This window comes from Agitococcus lubricus (assembly GCF_003051055.1).
Lineage (GTDB): Bacteria > Pseudomonadota > Gammaproteobacteria > Pseudomonadales > Moraxellaceae > Agitococcus > Agitococcus lubricus.
In genome coordinates, this window is the sequence record NZ_QAON01000004.1 from 134,440 (window position 1) to 157,319 (window position 22,880).

Genomic DNA, 22,880 nt, shown 5'->3' on the forward strand with positions numbered 1-22,880 from the left:
TGTCTCCCAGACATTTCCTTAGTCCGCCTCACCCTTTAATACACACAATTTGGCGTAAGGTATGAACGACCTCCACTAAATCGCTTTGATACGCCATAACAGCTTCAATGTCTTTATAAGCCGCAGGGATTTCATCCACTACCCCTTTGTCTTTACGACATTCAATGCCCTCGGTTTGTAACACCAAGTCGTGACTATCAAATTTGCGTTTAGCTTCCATTCGACTCATTTTGCGCCCTGCTCCATGCGAACAAGAACAAAATGACTCACCATTACCTTTACCTCGGACAATATAGGACTTTGCGCCCATACTGCCCGGAATAATGCCTAACTGCCCTTGTTGTGCGCTAATTGCACCCTTACGGGTAATATAAACCTGCTCACCAAAATGCGTTTCTTGTTCAACATAATTATGATGACAATTAATCGCTTCTTTGGTGAGCTCAAAACTCGGTAATACTGTTTTCAGGGCTTCCACCACTAAACGCATCATTTCCCGACGATTGAGCATGGCATAATCTTGCGCCCAAGAGACCGCTTCAACATAGTCGGCAAAATGTTGTGTACCTTCCACCAAGTAAGACAAATCTTTATCAGGCAAATGGCCATATTCACGGTGCATATCCTTTTTGGCCAACTCAATAAAATAACGACCAATACAGTTGCCAATGCCTCGGCTACCTGAATGGAGCATCACCCAAACGTCTTGGTTTTCATCTAAACAAATTTCGATAAAGTGATTACCGCCACCCAATGTCCCTAACTGTCGCGCCCATGTTTGGCGAAACTGCTTAATCATTTTCATGATACCTGCATGTTTACCAACAATTTTATCAATGCCCACATCTAAGGCACTGATACTAGAAGCTTTGACTGTTTCTTTTTTATGTTCAGCAAAACCCACAGGCACAGCTTTTTCAATCGCAGTACGCAATACTTTTGGATTATCAGGAAGTTGATGGGCTTTGAGTGACAAGCGCACAGCATTCATGCCACAACCAATATCCACACCCACTGCCGCAGGAATAATTGCGCCTTTGGTGGGAATCACCGAGCCAACGGTTGCACCAATGCCAACATGAACATCAGGCATGGCAGCAATATGCGAATAAACAAAAGGTAAAGCAGCTATATTGCGTAATTGTTGTAAAGCTTGTGGGTCAACCTCGTTAGTAAAAATTTTAACGGGTTTGTGACCATTTTTTTCGTTGGCATTTAAAACCAATTGTACAGGCATGATAAATCTCTCAACGAACCAACCACATATCAGTTAGTTCAGATATTTAAACAAATAGGGATCACTATTTGTTTTGGGTAATCCATACAACAGCTTTTGTTTCTGGGTGAAAAACACAAAACTATTGCCCAAAGAAAAAGCCCTAGCGAATTAAGCTAGGGCTTTTTTATCACTGACGCGGTTATCGCTTATTTATCAAAGTTTCCATCACGATTAGTGATGTTACTTTGATAAAACACGCTAATTGCGGTGCAATGCGTCAGTGTTTTACTCTAGCTTGAAGGGTTATCACTCCTTCAAGCTCTGATTCTTGAAGAAGTGTATTAAGCAAATTGTAAATACTGAATACAACTCATTGTTCAAGAACCTCCAAAATCGTTTGAAATAGCCAATGTGCTATCGAATGGGGCGCATATTAGTATTTCTTATGTAAATAATCAATATATCTGACAAAAGATTTTTTAACAGCAGACAAAATGCTACATTGAGGCGGTTAAATTATTTAATAAAAACTTGTTCTTTAAAACTACCCTTCGGCTTCGCTCAGGGCGCATTTTTGGGTTGACTGAGCGGAGTCGAAGTCAACCTACTAATTAATGAGACAAAATTATGCTAACAGGTAGTTGTTTATGTGGTGGGATTCACTATCAATATGCAGGTGACATTACAGAAATTGCCTTATGTCATTGCCAACAATGCCGCAAAGCCCAAGGCTCTGCCTTTGCCAGTAACTCACCCATTGACAGTCGTTTATTTACCATTACTCAAGGTGCAGAACTGTTACAAAGCTACTATTCTAGCCCATTAAAAAAACGAGTTTTTTGTCAACGTTGTGGCAGTCCACTCTATAGTCAACGTGATGATTTACCAGAGATTATTCGTTTACGTTTAGGCACGTTAAATAGCCCTATTAGCTGCCAACCGAGTTACCATATTTATGCCGCAAGTAAGGCTGAATGGTGGACTATTTTAGACACTCTGCCGCAACACTCCAAAAATGTATAGACACAAAAAAGCCCAGATTAACTGGGCTTTTTGTTTATCAAATAACCATCACATCAACCGTTACCAACTTGAAGCAATCGTAGACGCTAAGGCCTCTTGATAGTTTTGTGGTAAGGTAGTTTGACCCATTGCAGGTGGTGCAAACGCCGCCATCGCATCGACTAAGGTTTGTACCTCAGAAGCCAACAAAGTTTTGCCGTCTGCCAACTGTAAACTATCAATACGTTTAGCGGTATTAGTGTACCAGTCTTGAATTGTCATACTGTTAGTCGTACCAATAATCGAGACTTCTAAATGATTACCGACCTGGCGCAACCACACTTGGTCAGCCGCTACGTCTGCACTTAATAAGACAATATCTGTCGCTGTGCTATTACCTGTGTCAGTGTTATCAATAATATCTGCATCGGTCGTGCGATTTAACAGATAGGTGTCATTCCCTGTACCCCCAATCAAGGTGTCTGCGCCTAAACCACCACTCAAGGTATCGTTACCCGAACTCGCATTCAGGCTGTTATTGCCGTCATTACCTGTCAGTATATTATTGCCTGTGTTGCCTGTACCATTAATATTCGCTGTTCCTAATAGCGTTAAGTATTCAAGCCCCGTAGCAAGCGTAAAAGTTGCACTGGCATTGACGGTATCAATACCTGAGGTGTCACTAATGCTATCCGTTGTCGAATCAACGAAGTAGATATCATCACCTGCACCACCCGCCATCGTGTCATTACCTGCACCACCGTTGAGGATATTATTACCTGCATTGCCTGTTAAGGTATTGGCCAACTCATTGCCTGTACCATTGATATTGGCTGTACCTGTTAAGGTGAGTTTTTCAACATTCGCACCTAAACTATAGCTAATACTGCTTTCCACCTCATCTGTGCCTTCGTTTAATAACTCGGTGACGACATCACCTAAATCGTCGACAATATAGGTATCATTACCTGCACCACCGATTAAGGTATCTGCGCCTAAGCCACCCGTTAAAACATTAGCCCCTATGTGACCAATCAAAACATTATTTAAGGCATTACCTGTGGCGTTAATCGTACCTGTACCTGTTAAGGTTAAATTTTCTACCTCAGCCGATAAGACATAAGACACGCTACTTTGGACGCTATCTACGCCTTCACCTGCAATTTCGGTAATCACGTCTGTAGTTGCATCCACAATATAAGTATCGTTACCTGCACCACCCACTAAGGTATCGGTGCCTCCTAGTCCATTGAGCGTATTGTTGTTTGCATTACCGACTAACATATTGGCTACGGTATTACCCGTACCATTGATAGCACTACCTAATAATGTGAGATTTTCAAAATTAGCCGCTAAGATGAAGTCAAAGCCCACTTTTACGGTGTCAATACCCGCATTTGCTTCTTCAGTCATTACATCAGAGACACTATCAATGATATAAGTATCGTTGCCTGATCCCCCTATCATCGTGTCTGCACCGATACCACCATCTAAAATATTCGCACCCGAATTACCTGTTAAGGTATTGGCTAAATCGTTACCTGTGCCATTGATAGCCGTTGTACCTGTAAGCGTCAATTTTTCAACCTGTGCAACTAAGGTATAGCTAATCGTTGACTGTACGGTGTCTGTCCCTTCGGCACTATTTTCAATAACGATATCACCCGCATCATCTACGACATAAATATCATCGCCCAAACCACCCACTAAGGTATCTGCGCCTGTGCCACCGTTTAAGGTATTAGCGGCAGCATTGCCTGTGAGGTAGTTGGCTAAGGTGTTGCCTGTTCCCGTCGTTGCTGCACCCATGAGTGTTAAGTTTTCGACGTGATTAGCCAGCGTATAATTAACAGTACTTTGCACCAAGTCTATACCTTGGTCTAAGGCCTCTGTGATGACATCCAAATCATTCAAAATATAGGTATCGTTGCCCAAACCACCAATTAAAGTATCTGTACCTACCCCACCATTTAAGACGTTATTGGCATCGTTACCCGTTAGGCTGTTAGCCAAATCGTTACCTGTGCCATTGATGGCTGTTGTACCTGTGAGAATCAGATTTTCAACATTCCCCGCTAAACTGTAAGTCACCGATGCCTGTACCACATCCGTACCAGCTGCCTCTATTTCGGTAATAGCATCACTGCTATTATCGACAATATACGTATCATTCCCTGTACCCCCTATCATGGTATCTGCACCGATACCCCCATCTAAAATATTCGCACCCGTATTGCCTGTTAAGGTATTGGCTAAATCATTACCTGTGCCATTCAACCCCGTTGTTCCAGATAAAGTGAGGTTTTCGACATTGGCAGATAAGGTATAAGTGACCGAAGAAATCACTGTGTCTGTACCAGCAGATACCGTTTCTGTCACCACATCTAAGGCATTATCGACCAAATACGTATCGTTACCTGCTCCACCGACTAAAGTATCTGCGCCAGCACCACCATCTAAGGTATTGTTTGCACTATTGCCTGTAATCAGGTTTGTGAGCGTATTACCTGTACCATTGATGGTATCAGTGCCCGTTAAAGTGAGATTTTCGACATTGGTCGTTAAGATATAGGATAGTGATGCTCTCACTAAATCTGTACCCGCATTAGCTGCTTCAGTGACAACATCTCCAGCATCATCTATGACATAGGTATCATTTCCTGTACCGCCTATCAGGGTGTCAGCACCCACACCACCATCTAGCGTATTAGCGCCTGCATTACCTGTGACCGTATTCGCTAAATTATTACCCGTACCATTTAAGTTAGATGTACCACCCAGTGTCAGATTTTCTACATTGTCTGCTAAGGTATAGTTGATAGTCGCTTGGACACTATCAATCCCTTCATTAGCAAGTTCAGTCACAATATCAGATACCGAGTCGACTAAATAGGTATCATTACCGACACCACCGACTAAGCTATCAGCCCCTACGCCGCCATCGACCGTATCATCACCTGCACCACCTGACAACGAATCATTGCCTGTACCGCCTATCAAGTTATTATTCGCAGTATTACCAATAATTATATTATTCAGGGAGTTACCTGTGCCGTTAATTGCTGCGGTACCTGTTAAGGTCAAATTGTCTAAGTAACCCGTCAAGGTATAAGTTACGCTACTTAATGCTAAGTCAGTACCTTGATTGAGTAACTCCGTCACAACGTCAGTGCTACTATCAATAATATAGACATCATCACCTGCACCGCCGACTAAGGTATCATTACCTGTCCCACCATCTAAGATGTTATTAGCAGCATTACCTGTAATGACATTGGCCAAGGTGTTACCTGTACCGTTAATCACGGATGTACCTGTTAAGGTCAGATTCTCTAGGTTCGCGCCTAATACATAACTTAAAGTAGATTGAACCGTATCGGTACCAGCAGCTGCATTTTCGGTGACGACATCACCCACATCATCGACAACATAGGTATCATTACCTGCTCCCCCGACCAAAGTATCTGCACCAACACCACCATTGAGTGTATTACTTGATGCATTACCCGTAATCGTATTAGCCAAACTATTACCTGTTCCGTTAATTGCTGTTGTCCCTGTTAATGCTAAATTTTCTACGTTAACACTTAAGGTATAAGTGACCGATGCCTGTACAGAGTCTATTCCTTCATTAGCTAATTCACTGACAATATCAGCAATATTATCCACGATATAATTATCGTTATCAGCCCCCCCAGCCATGGTATCAATCCCTAGACCTCCGATGAGCGTATCTGCACCGGCACCACCGACTAAAGAATCATTACCATCTGCACCTGATAAACTGTTATTAGCGGTGTTCCCTGTAATCGTGTTATTGAGACTATTACCTGTCCCATTGAGGGCATTAGTCCCTAACAACAATAGATTTTCTAAGTTTATACCTAATGTATAAGTCAGATTACTTCTCACGGTATCTATGCCAGAGTCAACAGCTTCTGTGACAGAATCAGAAGCCGCATCAATCACATAGATGTCGTTACCCAAACCACCCGTTAATGCATCATTGCCTTCGCCACCATCCAACAAGTCATTACCATCACCACCACTCAGTGTGTCATTTCCAGCACCGCCAAATAAGCTATTATTGGCTATGTTGCCAGTAATCGTATTCGCCAAATCATTACCTGTCCCATTGATAATCAATTCACCCGTCAATATCATCTTTTCAATATTCGCTGACAAGGTATATGTCACACTGCTTTCAACAGTATCAACACCTTCACCTACTAATTCCGTAACCACATCACCCACATTACCAACGACATAGGTATCATTACCTAAGCCACCAATCATCGTGTCAGCACCAGTCGCGCCATCTAATCGGTTGATACCCGTATTACCAATCAATGTGTTAGCTAAACTATTACCTGTCCCATTGAGAGCTTGGCTACCAACCAATGTCAGTTGTTCAACGTTATTACTTAGTGTATAAGTCACACTACTTTCAACAATATCATAACCTGCCGACGTACTTTCAGTGACGACATCTGCAACATTACCCACAATATAAATATCATCACCTGCACCACCAATCATGGTGTCAGCACCTGCAAAGCCATCAAGTCGATTATTGCCACTATTACCCGTTAATACGTTATTTACGGTATTACCTGTAGCATCAATTGCAGCCGTCCCTGTGAGGGTTAAATTTTCAAAATTTACACCTAAGGTATAGGTAATCGCTGACTGAATAGTATCAGTACCCGCATTGACTGCTTCAGTCATAACATCGCCTGTGCTATCAACAACATAAATATCATCACCTAAGCCACCCGTCATGGTGTCAGCGCCTGCTGCACCATTTAATGTGTTATTGCCTGCATTTCCAATGAGGATATTTGCACTTGCGTTACCCGTCGCATTAACAGCGGCTGTACCTGTTAGTGTTAAGTTTTCTAAAGTCGCCGCTAAGGTATAGGTGACACTACTTTGTACAAGGTCTGTGCCTTCATTAGCCAGTTCGGTAATCACATCAGCAATGTTATCTACAACATAGGTATCGTTACCTGTACCACCGACCAACGTATCTGCCCCTGTGCCTCCATCTAAGGTATCGTCACCTGCACTGGCAGTTAAACTATTATTGGCGGTATTACCAATCATTATGTTGTTTAAGGCATTGCCTGTGCCATTGATAACTGCTGTGCCTGTGAGGGTGAGATTTTCTAAGGTAGCGGCTAAGGTATAAGTCAAACTGCTCTTAACGGTATCTGTGCCCTCGTTTGCTAACTCGGTGACCACGTCGGCCGCATTATCTACAACATAAACATCATCACCTAAGCCACCAATCATGGTATCGCTACCAGCCGCACCATCTAGAATATTACCCGCATTATTGCCTGTTAATACGTTATTCAGTGTGTTGCCTGTGGCATTTTCACCCCCTAATAACAGGGTTATATTTTCAACATTTGCACTTAGGGTATAGCTAACTTTAGCTTGTACCAAATCAGTGCCCTGACTAGCTACTTCCGTAACGACATCGGTTGCTTCGTCTACGACATAGGTATCATTGCCTAAACCACCCAGCATGGTATCAATACCCACACCGCCATCTAAGAAGTCGTTACCGTCACCACCCACTAAGGAGTCGTTACCTGCATCACCATAAACAAAGTCATCACCTGCACCACCACTAACGGTATCATTACCGTTTTCACCACTGACACTGTCAATGCCGTTACCACCATCAATACTGTCATTACCATCCGCACCGTAGGCGAAGTCATCACCGTCGCCTGTCGCCATAATATCTACACCAGCAAAGCCATACATCGACTCGCCTGCAGCCGTACCTGTAGAGTACAAGGTGTAATTGGTATTAGTTGTTGAAATATTAAACGTAGAGTTGTCACTAAATTGGACAATTTTGATTTCAAAGGCAGGGTTATTAAATTGGTTTTTGATACGAATACTGTCGTTTACACTATTCAGGAAGGTCAGAATTAAGTCGTCACCATAGCGATTCAATCTTAAGTTCGCGGCGGTAAAGCCTGTACCTAACACAATTTTATCATTCACAATAGTCGTTTGTAGGTTATCAATCGTGTCTTGACCATCGCCCACATTAAAGACATAAGTATCTACACCCTCACCACCAATCAGAGTATCATTACCTGTCATCCCCGTTAAGACGTTATCACCCGAAGTTCCTGTAATTTGGTTGTTATCAACACTACCTGTCCCGTTAATTGCACCCGTACCTGTTAAATTCAAGATTTCAACATTTGCTGATAAGGTATAAGAAACACTGCTATTAACAGTATCTGTGCCTTCATTTAACTGTTCAGTCACCACATCGGTCGAACTATCAACCAAATAGATATCATTACCACCACCGCCAATTAAGGTATCAATTCCAGTTACACCGTCAATAATATTATTGCCAGAATTCCCTGTAATAATATTATTACCCGAATTACCAGTCGCATTTAATGCCAGAGAACCCAATAATGTTAAGTTCTCTAAGGTGTCGCTGAGCGTGTAAGAAATAGAGGATTGAACTGTATCTGTACCTGCACCTGCATTTTCGGTAATAACATCAGCAATACTGTCTATGACATAGGTATCATTACCACTACCACCGATTAGTGTATCATCACCACCTTGTCCATCTAATGTGTTATTCCCCGCATTACCTGTGAGCACATTATTACTCACGTTACCTGTACCACTTAATGCCGTCCCTGTTAAATTTAGATTTTCAATACCTGCGCCCAATACATAATTAACAGAGCTGAAGACTGTGTCTAATCCTTCACCTTCTAACTCACCTATGATATCGTCAGCTTGGTCAACAATATAAGTATCATTACCTAAGCCACCAATCATAGTATCCGCACCTAACAAACCATTCAGTGTGTTATTTCCTGAGTTACCTGTAATTGAATTTGCCGCACTGTTGCCTGTGCCTGTTAAATTACTTGCACCTTGTAAGATTAAATTTTCAAGATTATCCGCTAAGGTATAAGCAATAATCGTTTGTACGGTATCTATACCTTCATTAGCTTGCTCGACAACGATATCAGACGCGTTTCCTACAACAAAGGTATCATCCCCTAAACCACCAATCATGGTATCTGCACCAGTACCACCGTCTAAAACATTATTACCACTGTTTCCTGTGACAATATTATTTAAGGTATTTCCAGTCGCATTAATTAAAGCCGAGCCCAACAAGGTAATATTTTCAATATTATTGCCGAGTGTGTACGACACATAACTCTGGACAGTATCTGTCCCTGCCGAGGATGCTTCAGTGACGACATCGCTTGCTGAATCAACAATATAAGTATCGTCACCTAACCCCCCAATTAAAGTGTCAATGCCCGTACCACCATCTAACACATTATTAGCGCTATTTCCTGTAATCGTATTACCAACATCGTTACCTGTACCGTTAATGGCAGAACTGCCGGTCAGGGTCAAGTTCTCAATATTCAACGCCAGAGTGTAACTAATAGCCGACTGTACCGTATCTGTTCCTTCGCCAAATGCTTCTGAAACAGTATCGCTGGCATCATCAACGACATAGGTATCATCACCCAAACCACCGATAAAAGTATCCGTACCACCACCGCCGTTTAAGGTGTCGTTACCCGCTGCACCAGTTAAGCTATTATTAGCACTATTACCTGTAATAATATTATTTGCATCATTACCAATACCATCAATCGCGGAGGCACCTGTTAAGGTTAAGTTTTCAACATTAGACATCAATGTTTCAGTGACACTACTTTGAATCGTATCTGTGCCTTCACTTGCATTTTCAGTAATCACGTCGTTGACATCGTCAACCACATAAATATCATCACCTGCACCACCAATCATGGTGTCAGCACCTGCTGCACCACTTAAGGTATTGGCTGCCGAGTTACCCGTAATCACGTTATTTAGGGCATTACCTGTGCCATTAATCGCAGACGTACCCGTTAAAATGAGATTTTCAACGTTGGCACTAGAAATGGTATAGGTCACACTGGACTGAATGGTGTCGGTACCTTCACTCGCATTTTCGGTAATCGTATCTGTGGTACTGTCAACGACATAAGTATCATTACCTGCACCACCGACTAAGGTGTCAGTCCCAGCACCACCATCAATGATGTTATCAGCACTGTTCCCTGTAATGACGTTGTTTAAGGCATTTCCTGTCCCATTCAGCGCAGCCGTGGTCGTTAAAGTCAGATTTTCAATATTATTACCAAGTGTATAGGTGACACTACTTTGTACTGTGTCTGTGCCTTCACCCGCATTTTCAGTGACCACACCACCTATATTATCAACAATATAGGTGTCGTTGCCCGCACCACCCACTAAGGTGTCTGCACCCAGACCACCATCTAAAATATTATTGGCCGTATTTCCTGTAATGACGTTGTTTAAGGCATTCCCTGTCCCGTTAATCGCAGACGTACCTATTAAGGTTAAATTTTCAATATTGGCACTGGTAATGGTATACGTCACACTGGATTGAATGGTGTCGGTACCTTCACTCGCGTTTTCGGTAATCGTATCTGTAGTACTGTCAACGACATAGATATCATTACCTGCACCACCGACTAAGGTGTCAGTTCCAGTACCACCATCCAAAATATTATCCGCACTATTTCCTGTAATGAGGTTATTTAGGCTATTACCTGTGCCATTAATCGCAGACGTGCCCGTTAAAGTGAGATTTTCAACGTTGGCACTAGAAATGGTATAGGTCACACTGGACTGAATGGTGTCGGTACCTTCACTCGCATTTTCGGTAATCGTATCTGTGGTACTGTCAACGACATAAGTATCATTACCTGCACCACCGACTAAGGTGTCAGTCCCAGCACCACCCTCTAAGATATTATTAGCCGTATTCCCTGTAATGACGTTGTTTAAGGCATTTCCTGTCCCATTCAGCGCAGCCGTGGTCGTTAAGGTCAGATTTTCAATATTATTACCAAGGGTATAGGTGACACTACTTTGTACTGTGTCTGTGCCTTCACCCGCATTTTCAGTGACCACACCACCTATATTATCAACAATATAGGTGTCGTTGCCCGCACCACCCACTAAGGTGTCTGCACCCAGACCACCATCTAAAATATTATTGGCCGTATTGCCTGTAATGACGTTATTTAAGGCATTCCCTGTCCCATTAATCGCAGACGTACCCACAAGAATTAGATTTTCAATATTCGCACTTAAGGTATGTGTGGCGCTGCTTTGAACCGTATCGTTGCCTTCGTTGGTGTTTTCGGTAACCACATCGCTTGCATCATCGACAGTATAGGTGTCATCACCTGCACCACCAATTAAGGTATCTGTACCTGTTGCACCACTTAAGGCATTAGCTGCTGAGTTACCTGTAATGACGTTATTGAGGGTGTTACCTGTCCCGTTAATGGCAGAAGTCCCCGTTAAGGTGAGGTTTTCAAGGTTATTACCCAAGGTGTAAGCGACACTGCTTTGTACAGTGTCTGTACCTTCATTCGCATTTTCGGTAATGGTGTCGGTGTTGGTATCCACAATATAAGTATCATTACCCGCACCACCCACCAACATATCAATACCTGCACCACCATCCAGAATATTGTTTGCAGTATTACCAATAATTGTGTTAGCAAGGTCATTACCTGTCCCATCGATAGCAGAAGTCCCTGTTAAGGTCAGGTTTTCTACGTTAGCCGATAATGTCTCCGTGACACTACTTTGCACTAAGTCTGTACCCGCACTCGCGGCTTCTGTAATGATGTCACTGACATTATCAACAATATAGGTATCATTACCCAAACCACCAATCAGGGTATCTGCGCCTGCTCCACCGTCTAAAACATTATTAGCGGTGTTACCTGTAATCACATTATTTAAGGTATTACCTGTCCCATTGATAGTCGCAGAGCCTGTTAAGGTTAAATTTTCAACATTATTAGCTAAGGTATAAGTGACCGCACTTTGTACAAGGTCGGTACCTTCATTGAGCAATTCGGTAATCACATCGGTCGCAACATCGATAATATAGGTGTCATCTCCTGTAGAGCCGACCATGGTATCAGTGCCTGCACCGCCATTTAATGTGTCGTTACCTGCTAAACCATTCAGGGTATCGGCTGTACTTGTGCCGACTAAATTGTCATTACCTGTGGTACCGTTAACTGTTGCCATGATGTGAACTCCAAAAAGTGATAAACGCAGTCTTGATTGGCGTAAAACTAAAACATTTATTTATGATGCTGGTCTTTAGTATGAACTGGAACAATACGAATTTTTAGCGGTTGCGCTTGCTCGTCAATACGAGACTGGGATGGGCGAGATGTCAATAGCTGCTGTAAAACTGCATATAAAATGTACATAATGGCCTCCAGCACTCTTAATTATAGAAGACTATGATTAAAAAATATTTTCAAGCCATTAAATAGTCAACTACCAATAGATAATAGGCGCTTTTTTATTGACCAACGCCTACTTTTGATTTTGTAGACTTGACTATCGACTGTAAATCAATTTTTTTGTGACTAAACGCACAAAACAACCGATATCGTGATTTTTATGCCTCCAATTTTGCGGTCAAGTCCTAACACTCAAACAATTGATACTACACACAATAACCCTCGCCTTCTGCTAAGACAATAAAAGGATTTAAGGTGTTTTCTATCAATAGCTGATTTAGCCTTTGTACAGGCTGGTCAATGGCCTCATCGGTGAGTTGAAAGGTATTAAAATGAATACCAACGGACAACTCTGCCTGTAAATCGCGATGTGCTTGCACCGCATCTTGTGGATTCATGTGTACTTGCTTCATCAAGGCTCTAGGCTCATAGGCACCAATTGGTAGTAAGGCAAGACGTGGCGCACCTAATTGTTGATAAATCTCCCGAAAGTGGGGTGCATAACCTGTATCTCCCGCAAAATAGGCATAACCAAAGGCAGTATTGACCGATAAACTGCCCCATAAGGCTGCATTTCTATCTCTAACGCCCCGTCCCGAAAAATGCTTAGCCGGTAAATAATGGATGTCTACCCCGTCCGCACAGGTATAGTGCTGCCACCATGCCAGTTCGATGACCTTCATGCCATATTGACGTAAATACACGCCATTACCTAAGCCTGTGATAATGGGCATTTGGTCACGTTGATGTAGCCATAATAAAGTAGCCGTATCTAGGTGATCATAATGATTATGACTTAATAAAACAGCGGTTAACGGGGGAATATCCTCTAAGGCAATACCTGCGGGACGCACACGCTTTGGTCCCACCATAGCAAAAGGACTACAACGCTGCGCCCAAACAGGGTCAGTCAAAAAGTTATATTTGCCAATTTGTAGCAAAACCGTTGCATGGCCAACAAACCATAGTTTCCAATCCGATAATTGCTCACTGTATTGCGTCAGGGGGAACTCAAGACAGGGCTGGTTTTGCTGCTGTGGCCATGTTTTATTTTCACGCGTTAATATCCACTTAAACAAAGCGGCATTGTTACGCTCTTCGCGTTGCCACGGATTATAAAACGTTTGGCCATTATAATAAGACAGGTCTACCTCAAGATTGGGTTTTTGCCAAACCTCGTTAGTGACATTTTTAGTAGGCAAACTATAGGTTTTTGTTGTCATGTTCACTGTGCACTCGACCAATCACCAAATAAAGACAGGGAATCACAAACAGTGTAAATAATGTACCTATTGTCATGCCCCCCACAATCACCCAACCAATCGGATGTCGTACTTCTGCCCCTGCGCCGACTGCTATGGCTAGAGGCACAGCACCTAACACCATCGCCGCCGTTGTCATCAAAATCGGACGTAAGCGCAAACTTGCCGACTCGACCACGGCTTGTATTTTAGTGCGTCCTTGTTCTTGTAACTGGTTGGCAAATTCAACCAATAAAATACCATGTTTACTGATTAAACCCACCAGTGTAATTAAACCAATTTGACTATACACATTGAGTGTACCACCCGTTAATTTTAACGCCCAAATTGCCCCCAACATGGCCAAAGGCACAGAGAACAGAATAATAAAGGGGTCTCTAAAACTTTCAAACTGTGCTGCTAAGACTAAGTAAATAAACAAGACCGCCAAGATAAAGGCTTTGGCCAAGGCATCGCCCGAGGTTAAAAATTCGCGGGTTTGCCCAGCCCAATCATAGGACATTGTGGGATTATTGATATCGACCATCGCTTGCTGCATATAAGCCACCGCATCGCCCATCGCATAACCCTCCGCCAAACTGGCGGTAATTTTGGCTGAGCGGAGTTTATTAAAATGGTTTAACTCCGCAGGACTGACTGTTTCTTGCATGGTAATCAACGCTGACAAAGGCAAAATTTGACCTTGGCTATTGCGCACATAAATTTGCTGCAATTGGTCGGGGGTACGTCGACCATCATCTTCCAATTGCAACATAACATCATACTGGTCGCCATCTAACTTAAACGTCGTCACCTTACGACTCCCTAATAGCGTTTCTAAGGTTTTACCAATATCAGCAACACCCACATCTAATAAAGCGGCTTTATCTCGGTCGACGGCGAGTGATAACTGTGGCTTATTCAATTTTAAGTCAGGAATAGGATTCACAATATTAGGATTTTGCGCCAATTTTTCCATCAACTGACCAATCATTTTACCTAAGTCAGCATAACTCCCTGTGGTTTGTAACACGAATTCTATGGGGGAGCTGGACGTGCCTTGCCCTAAAGAAGGTGGCAGTGTAGCTAAGGCCATCACACCTGGAACTTGTGACAGTTGCGGCATCAGGTTGGGCACTATCATCGCTGTTGTACGTTCACGTTCCGCCCACGGAATAAAACGGTTAAAGCTGATAAATTTGGTTTCATCAGGAAAGCCAATAATCAAAAAGGTAGATGCACGCTCAGGGACTTGACTATAAATCTGCTCCACTTGCTGGGCATATTTATCAAAGTACTGAGGCGTGGCGCCTTCTGGGCCAATACCGATGGACACAATGACCCCTCTATCTTCTATAGGCGATAATTCTGACGGTAAGGCCTTAAACATCACAACCATCGCACCGATTGCCACTAGAGAAAGTGACAACACTAACCAACGCCATACTAAGAGCCGTGTCAATAACCACTCATAAGCCGCGGTCATTGCATTTAGGCCACGTTCGATGGCGCGATAGATAACATTACTGTCCGGTTGATGCGCCGTCAGTAAACGTGAGCTCATCATGGGAGATAAGGTCAACGCACAAAAACCAGACACTATCACCGCCGCGGCTAAGGTCAGTGCAAACTCAGCAAATAATTTCCCCGTTCTTCCTTCAGTAAATGCAATGGGGGCAAAGACAGCGGCCAAGGTAAACGTCATGGCCAATACGGCAAAGGCAATTTCTTTTGAACCTTGAATGGCTGCTTGTACAGGTGTTTTTCCTTCTTCAATATGCCGATAGATATTTTCTAGCACCACAATGGCATCGTCTACGACCAAACCAATCGCTAATACCATCGCTAATAAGGTCAAGGTATTGATGGAAAAGCCAAAAATCTGCATAAAAATCAATGCGCCAATCAAAGACACTGGAATAGTAATCACGGGTATCAATGTGGCACGCAAACTACGCAAGAAAATAAAAATGACTAAAATCACTAAAGCGACTGCTTCTAAAATCGTACGTTGTACCGAATCAATCGACTCTTGAATAAAGACGGATGAGTCATAAGCCAAACGTACTTGCATACCTTCTGGCAGACTTTCTTCAATTTTAGGCAACTCGGCACGAACAGCTTTAGAGACTTCGAGTGGGTTGGCGGTCGAGGTTTTAATCACCCCTAAAGCAACCGCAGGTGTGCCATTAAAACGTGCGATACGACGTACATCTTCAGGAGCAATTTCCACACGTGCGACATCGGCAACACGCACCAGTAAGCCCGCTTCTTGACGAATAATCAGTTGGCCAAATTGTTCGGGTGTATTGACATCGGTTTCTGCCAAGACCGAAAACTCGCGTTGCAAACTTTCGACTCGACCTGATGGAATTTCGACATTTTGAGCGCGCAAAGTAGCTTCTACATCTTGAGGGGTCAAACTAAAACGTGATAATTTTTCACTGTCTAACCAAATACGCATCGCAGGACGACGTTCACCAAAAATGCGAATATCGGCAACACCATCTAAGGTCTGTAAACGACTTTTAACTTGTTTATCGGCAAATTGATTGATTTGTAATGGATTATGGCGGGTAGAGGAAAAAGCTAACCAAATGATTGGCTGAGCATCCGCTTCTGTTTTGGTAATAACAGGTTCATCTATGGTGTCTGGCAATTTACCGCGCACCCGTGACACACGGTCACGCACGTCCGAAGTGGCACTGTCAATTTCTCGCCCCTGCTTAAAGGCAATCGTAATTTGACTACGGCCTGTTCGGCTAATGGATGAAAGATAGTCAATACCTTCTATCCCCGACAACGAGTCTTCAAGAATTTTAGTCACCGTCGATTCTACAATCGCCGCGCTTGCGCCAGAATAGGTGGTATCAACGGTAACGGTTGGAATATCAATGTTTGGATACTCACGCACCGTTAGACGGTCAAAAGCCAACAGACCTGCCAATACAATCAGCAGATTCATCACAATCGCTAGAACAGGACGTTTGATACAGAGTGCAGGTAATTGCATTATAATGCCCCCTGCACCATCACCGCGTTAATCGGCATTTCTGGTTTACTTAATTTATTTTGCCCTGAAACAACAATGGCATCACCCTCTTGTAAACCTGATTGAATCGCTACTTTACCTACTTGACGGCTACCCACAACCACAGGGACTGCTGTTGCGATATTATTTTTGACGGTATAAACCACAAATTTCCCACGTTGAGCAACTAAGGCCTGTTCGGGAATGACAATATCGTCACGTTGATTCAGGACAAAACTTGCACGAGCCGTCATTCCTTCTTTCACTCTGTTGTCGCCTTGACGTGTTAATGCACGGACAATTAAAGCGCGAGTCGTACTATCTAATGCAGGTTCTATCGCTTGCACTTGGGCATTCAGTGTGAGGCCTGTGACCGCATCTATACTCACCGTTAAAGACTGGCCGACATAAATGGATTTAGCTTGTGTTTCAGGGACTTTAATATCTAATTTCAGTGGCGATAAGGCACTAAGACGAACGAGACTTTGGTTGGCTTGCACCACATCACCCATAGCAACACTACGTATACCGAGCAGCCCCGTAAAAGGCGCTCGAATTTGTTTTTGACGTAACTTCGCCTGCACCAAACTCACTGCTGCTTTGGCTTGACTTAACTCTGCTTTTTTACGTTCATAATCTAACGCAGAAATTTGTTGTTCTTTGATTAAGGCTTGATAACGTCGATATTCTGCTTGTGCTAAATCTAAACTGGCTTGAGCCGTCTCTAATTCTGCATTCAGCAAATCATCATCCAATTGAATCAGTAATTGGCCTTGTTTCACTGTCTGCCCTTCTTGAAACTTAATTGCGGTCACACGTCCAGCCACTTCGGGTTTAAGCACCACAGACTCCGACGCGCGTACTGTCGCAATCGCTGTCAAACTATTCATCACTTTTGCCCGCGTGACAGTTTGTACCTCGACAGTAGGGGGTGGCTTTTTAGTCGGCGTTTGTGCAAATGTCCATGAGGGTATCCCTGTAAAACACAGCCATAACATTACCCATACACGCATCTTCATACCAAACTCCGCTTATTTATGCATATTGCCCACTATATAAACACAGTACCAGAACACACTGTTTTATACAGATGATTGATTGACCGATGATGAACTGGAAAAAACAGACCATCCTACTCAAGGCTGAGCGAGATACTGTCCTAAGACTAAAACTGCCATACCAACCTGAATCTGGCATTGTTTCCATCAACACCTTAATTCATGTGTACTACTTAGTACAGTGTGCAAACATGGAAAATTAGTAGCGAAATGTAAATAAGACTCATTTATTATCATGCGCAATGGCGTAGCTTTTGAACGATTTTTTATCGTGAAGGAAAAGTATTAACAAGAAAGAATTCAACGTTGAAAGTATGTCGATGCATCACTAAGCGCAATAAAAAGCGCCCAGAAAACAGATACAGGCTCAAAAACAAAAAATATTATCGCATTAGGCATAAAAAAAGCCGACATAAAGTCGGCTTTTTTAGCAATTACGCTTATTCAGCTGCTGGCGCTTGTGGAGCTGGACGATCGACCAACTCAACATAAGCCATCGGTGCTGCATCACCAGCACGGAAACCAGCTTTCAAAACACGTAAATAACCGCCGTTACGGGTTTTATAACGAGGACCTAACTCATTAAATAACTTAGCAACAGTTGCTTTGTTACGAGTACGGGCAAACGCTAAACGACGATTAGCAACACTATCTACTTTTGCTAAAGTAATGAGTGGCTCGGCAACACGGCGCAACTCTTTTGCTTTAGGTAAAGTAGTATGAATTAACTCATGTTCAAACAAAGAAATCGCCAAGTTCTGAAACAAAGCATGACGATGACTGCTGTTACGACCGAGTTTGACACCACTGTTACGATGACGCATGGCTAAAACTTCCTAAAATATCGGGGCTTACTCATCACTAACCGAAAAGCAAGCCTAAAAAGGTTAAGCGATTAGCGGCTACGATAGGCAAAACGATCGTCAGCACGCAAGCTAGCTGGAGGCCAGTTATCTAAACGCATACCCAACGACAGGCCTTTGGAAGCCAGCACATCTTTAATTTCGGTCAATGATTTTTTACCCAAGTTTGGCGTCTTGAGCAGTTCAACTTCAGTACGTTGAACCAAATCACCGATATAATAAATATTTTCAGCTTTGAGACAGTTAGCGGAGCGAACAGTCAACTCTAAATCATCCACAGGACGCAATAAGATTGGGTCTACTGTTTCTGGTTCAGCTTTAGCTACAGGTTGATGATCTTTTTGTAAATCAACAAACACTGCAATTTGTTGCTGGAGAATAGTCGCTGCACGACGAATAGCTTCTTCTGGCTCAATAGTGCCATTAGTTTCTAAGTCGATCACTAATTTATCGAGGTCAGTACGTTGTTCAACACGTGCACTTTCAACGACATAAGCTACACGCTTAATGGGGCTATAGCTTGCATCTAATTGTAAGCGACCGATTGGACGAGTTTCGCCTTCAGCATAACGCGCATCAACGGGCTCATAGCCACGGCCACGCGCCACTTTCAGCTTCATCTTTAAGTGACCATTGTTACCCAATGTTGCAATGTGGTGTTCTGGATTCACCAACTCAACATTGTGCGGCAAACTTAAGTCTGCTGCTGTCACAACACCTGGACCTTTAAAATCTACGGTCAATACAGCTTCATTTTGCTCAAACAACTTAATTGCCAAACCCTTCAAGTTTAACAATAATTCAATGATGTCTTCTTGCAAACCTTCGAGTGTACTGTACTCGTGATCCACACCTTCGATTTCTGCTTCAACTACCGCTGCACCAGGCAACGAAGATAACAAAATGCGACGCAAGGCATTACCAAGCGTATGACCGAAGCCGCGTTCAAGCGGCTCCAAAATCACTTTGGCGTGGGTTGCACTGAATGCATTAACTGCAATGGTGCGAGGAGTTAAAAACTCATTGGTGCGCGTCATGGAATGCCACCTCAAAACCACTCAAAACTGAGTCAGGTTAAAACCTTACTTAGAGTACAACTCAACAATCAAGCTTTCATTGATTTCAGCTGGAAGATCAGCACGCTCAGGCAATGCCTTGAATGTACCTTCCATTTTACTGTGATCAACATCTAACCAAGAAGGTGTACCGCGTTGGCCAGCTAATTCAATTGCACTCTTAATGCGTAATTGATTCTTAGCCTTTTCATACACAGCAACCACATCACCTGGTTGTACTTGCATAGAAGCGATATTTACGCGACGACCATTTAAGGTAATCGAACGATGGCTAACCAATTGACGTGCTTCGGAGCGAGTTGCACCAAAGCCCATACGGTATACCACGTTATCTAAACGGCTTTCTAAAAGTTGCAATAAGTTTTCACCTGTTGCACCCTTTAAGCGAGCTGCTTCTTTGTAATAATTGCTGAACTGACGCTCAAGAACACCATAAATACGGCGAACTTTTTGTTTTTCACGCAACTGAGTACCGTAATCGGACAACTTACCTTTACGAGAAGCACCGTGTACGCCAGGTGGTGTGTCAATTTTACATTTAGAGTCTAACGCACGAACGCCAGACTTCAGCATCAAATCCGTGCCTTCGCGACGGGAGAGCTTGCACTTAGGACCAATATAACGTGCCATTCTTCAAGTCTCCTGTTACACGCGACGTTTTTTAGGAGGACGACAGCCATTATGAGGAATTGGCGTCACGTCGGTAATACTGTTGATTTTATAACCAACTGAATTTAATGCACGAACCGCGGATTCACGACCAGGACCCGGACCTTTTACGAGCACGTCTAAGTTTTTTAGACCGTATTCTTGTGCAGCCTTACCAGCAACTTCAGCAGCTACCTGTGCGGCAAAGGGAGTCGATTTACGCGAACCACGGAAGCCCTGACCACCGCTAGTGGCCCAGGCCAGTGCATTACCTTGACGATCGGTAATTGTCACAATGGTGTTATTAAAAGAAGCGTGAATATGCGCCATACCTTCAGAAACGGTGCGATTGACCTTTTTCCGATTGCGCTGATTGTCTTTTGCCATCTTTTAGCTTCCGAGGGGCTAATTACTTTTTAATTGCCTTACGTGGGCCTTTACGCGTACGAGCATTAGTTTTCGTACGTTGACCACGGACAGGCAAACCACGACGATGACGTAAACCGCGGTAGCAGCCTAAGTCCATCAATCGTTTGATGTTCATCGAGATTTCACGACGCAAATCACCTTCAGTTGGTAACTTGGCCACTTCAGCACGAAGTGCATCTAATTGGCTATCTGATAAATCTTTGATTTTTGTTGCTGGTGCAATACCTACAGCTGCTAAGATTTTAGCGGAAGTAGTACGACCAATACCAAAAATATAAGTTAACGAGATAACCGCGTGTTTGTTATCTGGAATATTAACGCCGGCTATACGAGCCATTCACTTATTCTCCACAGAAAGCGGTTGCGATAATCCGCCAAGCCGCGAAAGGGCGCGATTGTATCGCCACAGCTTGCGGAAATCAACAGCGAAGTTTAACCTTGACGCTGTTTGTGGCGGGGTTCCGCGCTACAAATAACGCGGATTGTGCCATTGCGGCGTACAACTTTGCAGCTACCGCAAATTTTTTTGACTGAAGCACGAACTTTCATAATACACCTACTTAAATCAACACAAATCTTAAGTGTTTGATAATCAAAAGATATTACTTAAGATTGGCTTTTTTCATCAGTGAGCCATACTGATGTGACATTAAATGTGCCTGTACTTGAGACATAAAATCCATCACTACTACTACAACGATTAGCAATGATGTACCGCCCAAATAAAAAGGCACATTAAACGCAACTTGTAACAACATCGGCAACAAACAGACCGCTGTAATATACAACGCCCCTACCAATGTTAAGCGCGCTAATACACTATCAATGTATTTTGCTGTCTGTTCTCCTGGACGAATACCAGGAATATAGGCACCAGAGCGCTTCAAATTATCTGCTACGTCTTTAGGGTTAAACATCAACGCCGTGTAGAAATAGCAGAAGAAAATAATCAAAATTGCAAACAACAACAAATACAAAGGCTGACCTGGTGACAAGACCAGGGTAATATCCTGAATAATACGTTGCGTTGTCGTCGGATTCGGCGACTGAGCAAACCACTGACCAATACTGGCAGGGAACAACAACAAAGAGCTTGCAAAAATTGCAGGAATAACACCTGCCATATTAATTTTTAATGGTAAGTGACTTTGTTGGGCTGCATATAAACGACGGCCTTGTTGGCGTTGCGCATAATTAACCGTAATGCGACGCTGGCCGCGCTCCATAAATACAACGGCACCCACCACGACAACTGCCAACAAAAACAAGATTAACAAGCCCAACATGCTCATTTCACCTTGACGTGTCGACTCTAAGGACATACCAATCGCTGAAGGAATGCCTGCAACAATACCTGCGAAGATGAGCATGGAAATACCATTGCCAATACCACGTTCGGTAATTTGTTCACCTAACCACATTAAAAATACGGTACCTGCCACCAAACTGACAACGGCGGGCACATAAAATGCTAAACCTGTGGTGAGTGTGATACCCTGACTAAGCAAGCCAGAACACATCCCTACCGCTTGGACAAAACCTAAAATAACTGTACCGTATCTAGTATATTGATTAATTTTACGACGGCCTGCCTCCCCTTCCTTCTTTAATGCTTCAAGCTGAGGACTGATAGTTGTCATCAACTGCATAATAATGGAAGCAGAAATATAAGGCATAATTCCTAGAGCTAAGATAGACATACGCTCTAAGGCACCGCCCGAAAACATATTAAATAAACTTAAAATCGTATCTTTATTTTGTTCAAATAACTGCGCCAGTTTCGCAGGGTTAATTCCTGGAACTGGCACATGGGCTCCTAGGCGGAATACCACTAAAGCGACAAACAAAAATATGATACGTCCCCAAAGCTCACTTAAGCCTTGACGCATACCAGGCGACTGCATAGCCGCACGTGCTGCCTCATTACGGGTATTTGCCATTCG

14 protein-coding genes are annotated in these 22,880 nt (G+C 43.2%); 1 reads left to right on the top strand and 13 read right to left on the bottom strand.

Annotated features, from left to right (window positions below):
* Window positions 1-28 precede the first annotated feature (28 nt).
* A complete protein-coding gene (locus C8N29_RS05670) occupies window positions 29-1,237 on the bottom strand; it encodes an RtcB family protein (protein WP_107865076.1) in 1,209 nt (402 codons plus the stop codon).
* Between the two features lie 609 nt (window positions 1,238-1,846).
* Between C8N29_RS05670 and C8N29_RS05675 the strand changes: the two genes are divergently transcribed.
* Window positions 1,847-2,242, top strand: coding sequence for a GFA family protein (locus tag C8N29_RS05675; RefSeq protein ID WP_107865077.1), 396 nt, complete (start codon window positions 1,847-1,849; stop codon window positions 2,240-2,242).
* 60 nt (window positions 2,243-2,302) lie between these two features.
* On the opposite strand, the gene C8N29_RS17160 is transcribed toward C8N29_RS05675, so the two are convergent.
* From C8N29_RS17160 to secY, 12 genes are all read right to left on the bottom strand, one after another.
* Window positions 2,303-12,367, bottom strand: coding sequence for a beta strand repeat-containing protein (locus tag C8N29_RS17160; protein ID WP_107865078.1), 10,065 nt, complete (start codon window positions 12,365-12,367; stop codon window positions 2,303-2,305).
* Between the two features lie 56 nt (window positions 12,368-12,423).
* A complete protein-coding gene (locus tag C8N29_RS17295; protein ID WP_275656199.1) occupies window positions 12,424-12,555 on the bottom strand; it encodes a hypothetical protein in 132 nt (43 codons plus the stop codon).
* A gap of 242 nt (window positions 12,556-12,797) precedes the next feature.
* Window positions 12,798-13,814 carry an MBL fold metallo-hydrolase gene (locus C8N29_RS05685; protein ID WP_107865079.1) on the bottom strand — a complete coding sequence of 339 codons (1,017 nt, stop codon included), beginning with the start codon at window positions 13,812-13,814 and terminating at the stop codon, window positions 12,798-12,800.
* On the bottom strand, window positions 13,795-16,845 hold the full coding sequence (locus C8N29_RS05690; protein ID WP_107865080.1) for an efflux RND transporter permease subunit: 3,051 nt from the start codon (window positions 16,843-16,845) through the stop codon (window positions 13,795-13,797). The genes C8N29_RS05685 and C8N29_RS05690 overlap by 20 nt, the downstream gene beginning before the upstream one ends.
* Window positions 16,845-17,882: an efflux RND transporter periplasmic adaptor subunit gene (locus C8N29_RS05695; RefSeq protein WP_107865081.1), complete on the bottom strand. Its 1,038-nt coding sequence runs from the start codon at window positions 17,880-17,882 to the stop codon at window positions 16,845-16,847. The genes C8N29_RS05690 and C8N29_RS05695 overlap by 1 nt, the downstream gene beginning before the upstream one ends.
* 479 nt (window positions 17,883-18,361) lie before the next feature.
* Entirely contained in the window at window positions 18,362-18,745 is a 384-nt protein-coding gene (gene rplQ, locus C8N29_RS05700; protein WP_107865082.1) for a 50S ribosomal protein L17, read from the bottom strand.
* A gap of 71 nt (window positions 18,746-18,816) precedes the next feature.
* Window positions 18,817-19,821 (bottom strand): DNA-directed RNA polymerase subunit alpha, encoded by a 1,005-nt coding sequence (locus C8N29_RS05705; RefSeq protein WP_107865083.1) that lies wholly within the window; start codon window positions 19,819-19,821, stop codon window positions 18,817-18,819.
* A 45-nt stretch (window positions 19,822-19,866) separates the two neighbouring features.
* The gene (gene rpsD / locus C8N29_RS05710) at window positions 19,867-20,490 is read right to left on the bottom strand and encodes a 30S ribosomal protein S4 (protein ID WP_107865084.1); all 624 of its coding nucleotides are present in this window, start codon (window positions 20,488-20,490) and stop codon (window positions 19,867-19,869) included.
* Window positions 20,491-20,505: 15 nt separating this feature from the next.
* Window positions 20,506-20,895 (bottom strand): 30S ribosomal protein S11, encoded by a 390-nt coding sequence (rpsK, locus tag C8N29_RS05715; RefSeq protein ID WP_107865085.1) that lies wholly within the window; start codon window positions 20,893-20,895, stop codon window positions 20,506-20,508.
* Window positions 20,896-20,917: 22 nt separating this feature from the next.
* Window positions 20,918-21,274, bottom strand: a complete 357-nt coding sequence (gene rpsM / locus C8N29_RS05720; RefSeq protein WP_107865086.1) for a 30S ribosomal protein S13 — start codon at window positions 21,272-21,274, stop codon at window positions 20,918-20,920.
* A 95-nt stretch (window positions 21,275-21,369) separates the two neighbouring features.
* Window positions 21,370-21,486 (bottom strand): 50S ribosomal protein L36, encoded by a 117-nt coding sequence (rpmJ, locus tag C8N29_RS05725; RefSeq protein WP_107865087.1) that lies wholly within the window; start codon window positions 21,484-21,486, stop codon window positions 21,370-21,372.
* Window positions 21,487-21,539: 53 nt separating this feature from the next.
* The gene (gene secY / locus C8N29_RS05730) at window positions 21,540-22,841 is read right to left on the bottom strand and encodes a preprotein translocase subunit SecY (protein ID WP_204509288.1); all 1,302 of its coding nucleotides are present in this window, start codon (window positions 22,839-22,841) and stop codon (window positions 21,540-21,542) included.
* Window positions 22,842-22,880: the final 39 nt, after the last annotated feature.

What these genes read in the sequence shown, in the direction of transcription:
- C8N29_RS05670 (WP_107865076.1), bottom strand. Translation starts at nt 1,237, where the DNA reads ATGCCTGTACAATTGGTTTTAAATGCCAACGAAAAAAATGGTCACAAA.
- C8N29_RS05675 (WP_107865077.1), top strand. Translation starts at nt 1,847, where the DNA reads ATGCTAACAGGTAGTTGTTTATGTGGTGGGATTCACTATCAATATGCA.
- C8N29_RS17160 (WP_107865078.1), bottom strand. Translation starts at nt 12,367, where the DNA reads ATGGCAACAGTTAACGGTACCACAGGTAATGACAATTTAGTCGGCACA.
- C8N29_RS17295 (WP_275656199.1), bottom strand. Translation starts at nt 12,555, where the DNA reads ATGTACATTTTATATGCAGTTTTACAGCAGCTATTGACATCTCGCCCA.
- C8N29_RS05685 (WP_107865079.1), bottom strand. Translation starts at nt 13,814, where the DNA reads ATGACAACAAAAACCTATAGTTTGCCTACTAAAAATGTCACTAACGAG.
- C8N29_RS05690 (WP_107865080.1), bottom strand. Translation starts at nt 16,845, where the DNA reads ATGCAATTACCTGCACTCTGTATCAAACGTCCTGTTCTAGCGATTGTG.
- C8N29_RS05695 (WP_107865081.1), bottom strand. Translation starts at nt 17,882, where the DNA reads ATGAAGATGCGTGTATGGGTAATGTTATGGCTGTGTTTTACAGGGATA.
- rplQ (WP_107865082.1), bottom strand. Translation starts at nt 18,745, where the DNA reads ATGCGTCATCGTAACAGTGGTGTCAAACTCGGTCGTAACAGCAGTCAT.
- C8N29_RS05705 (WP_107865083.1), bottom strand. Translation starts at nt 19,821, where the DNA reads ATGACGCGCACCAATGAGTTTTTAACTCCTCGCACCATTGCAGTTAAT.
- rpsD (WP_107865084.1), bottom strand. Translation starts at nt 20,490, where the DNA reads ATGGCACGTTATATTGGTCCTAAGTGCAAGCTCTCCCGTCGCGAAGGC.
- rpsK (WP_107865085.1), bottom strand. Translation starts at nt 20,895, where the DNA reads ATGGCAAAAGACAATCAGCGCAATCGGAAAAAGGTCAATCGCACCGTT.
- rpsM (WP_107865086.1), bottom strand. Translation starts at nt 21,274, where the DNA reads ATGGCTCGTATAGCCGGCGTTAATATTCCAGATAACAAACACGCGGTT.
- rpmJ (WP_107865087.1), bottom strand. Translation starts at nt 21,486, where the DNA reads ATGAAAGTTCGTGCTTCAGTCAAAAAAATTTGCGGTAGCTGCAAAGTT.
- secY (WP_204509288.1), bottom strand. Translation starts at nt 22,841, where the DNA reads ATGCAGTCGCCTGGTATGCGTCAAGGCTTAAGTGAGCTTTGGGGACGT.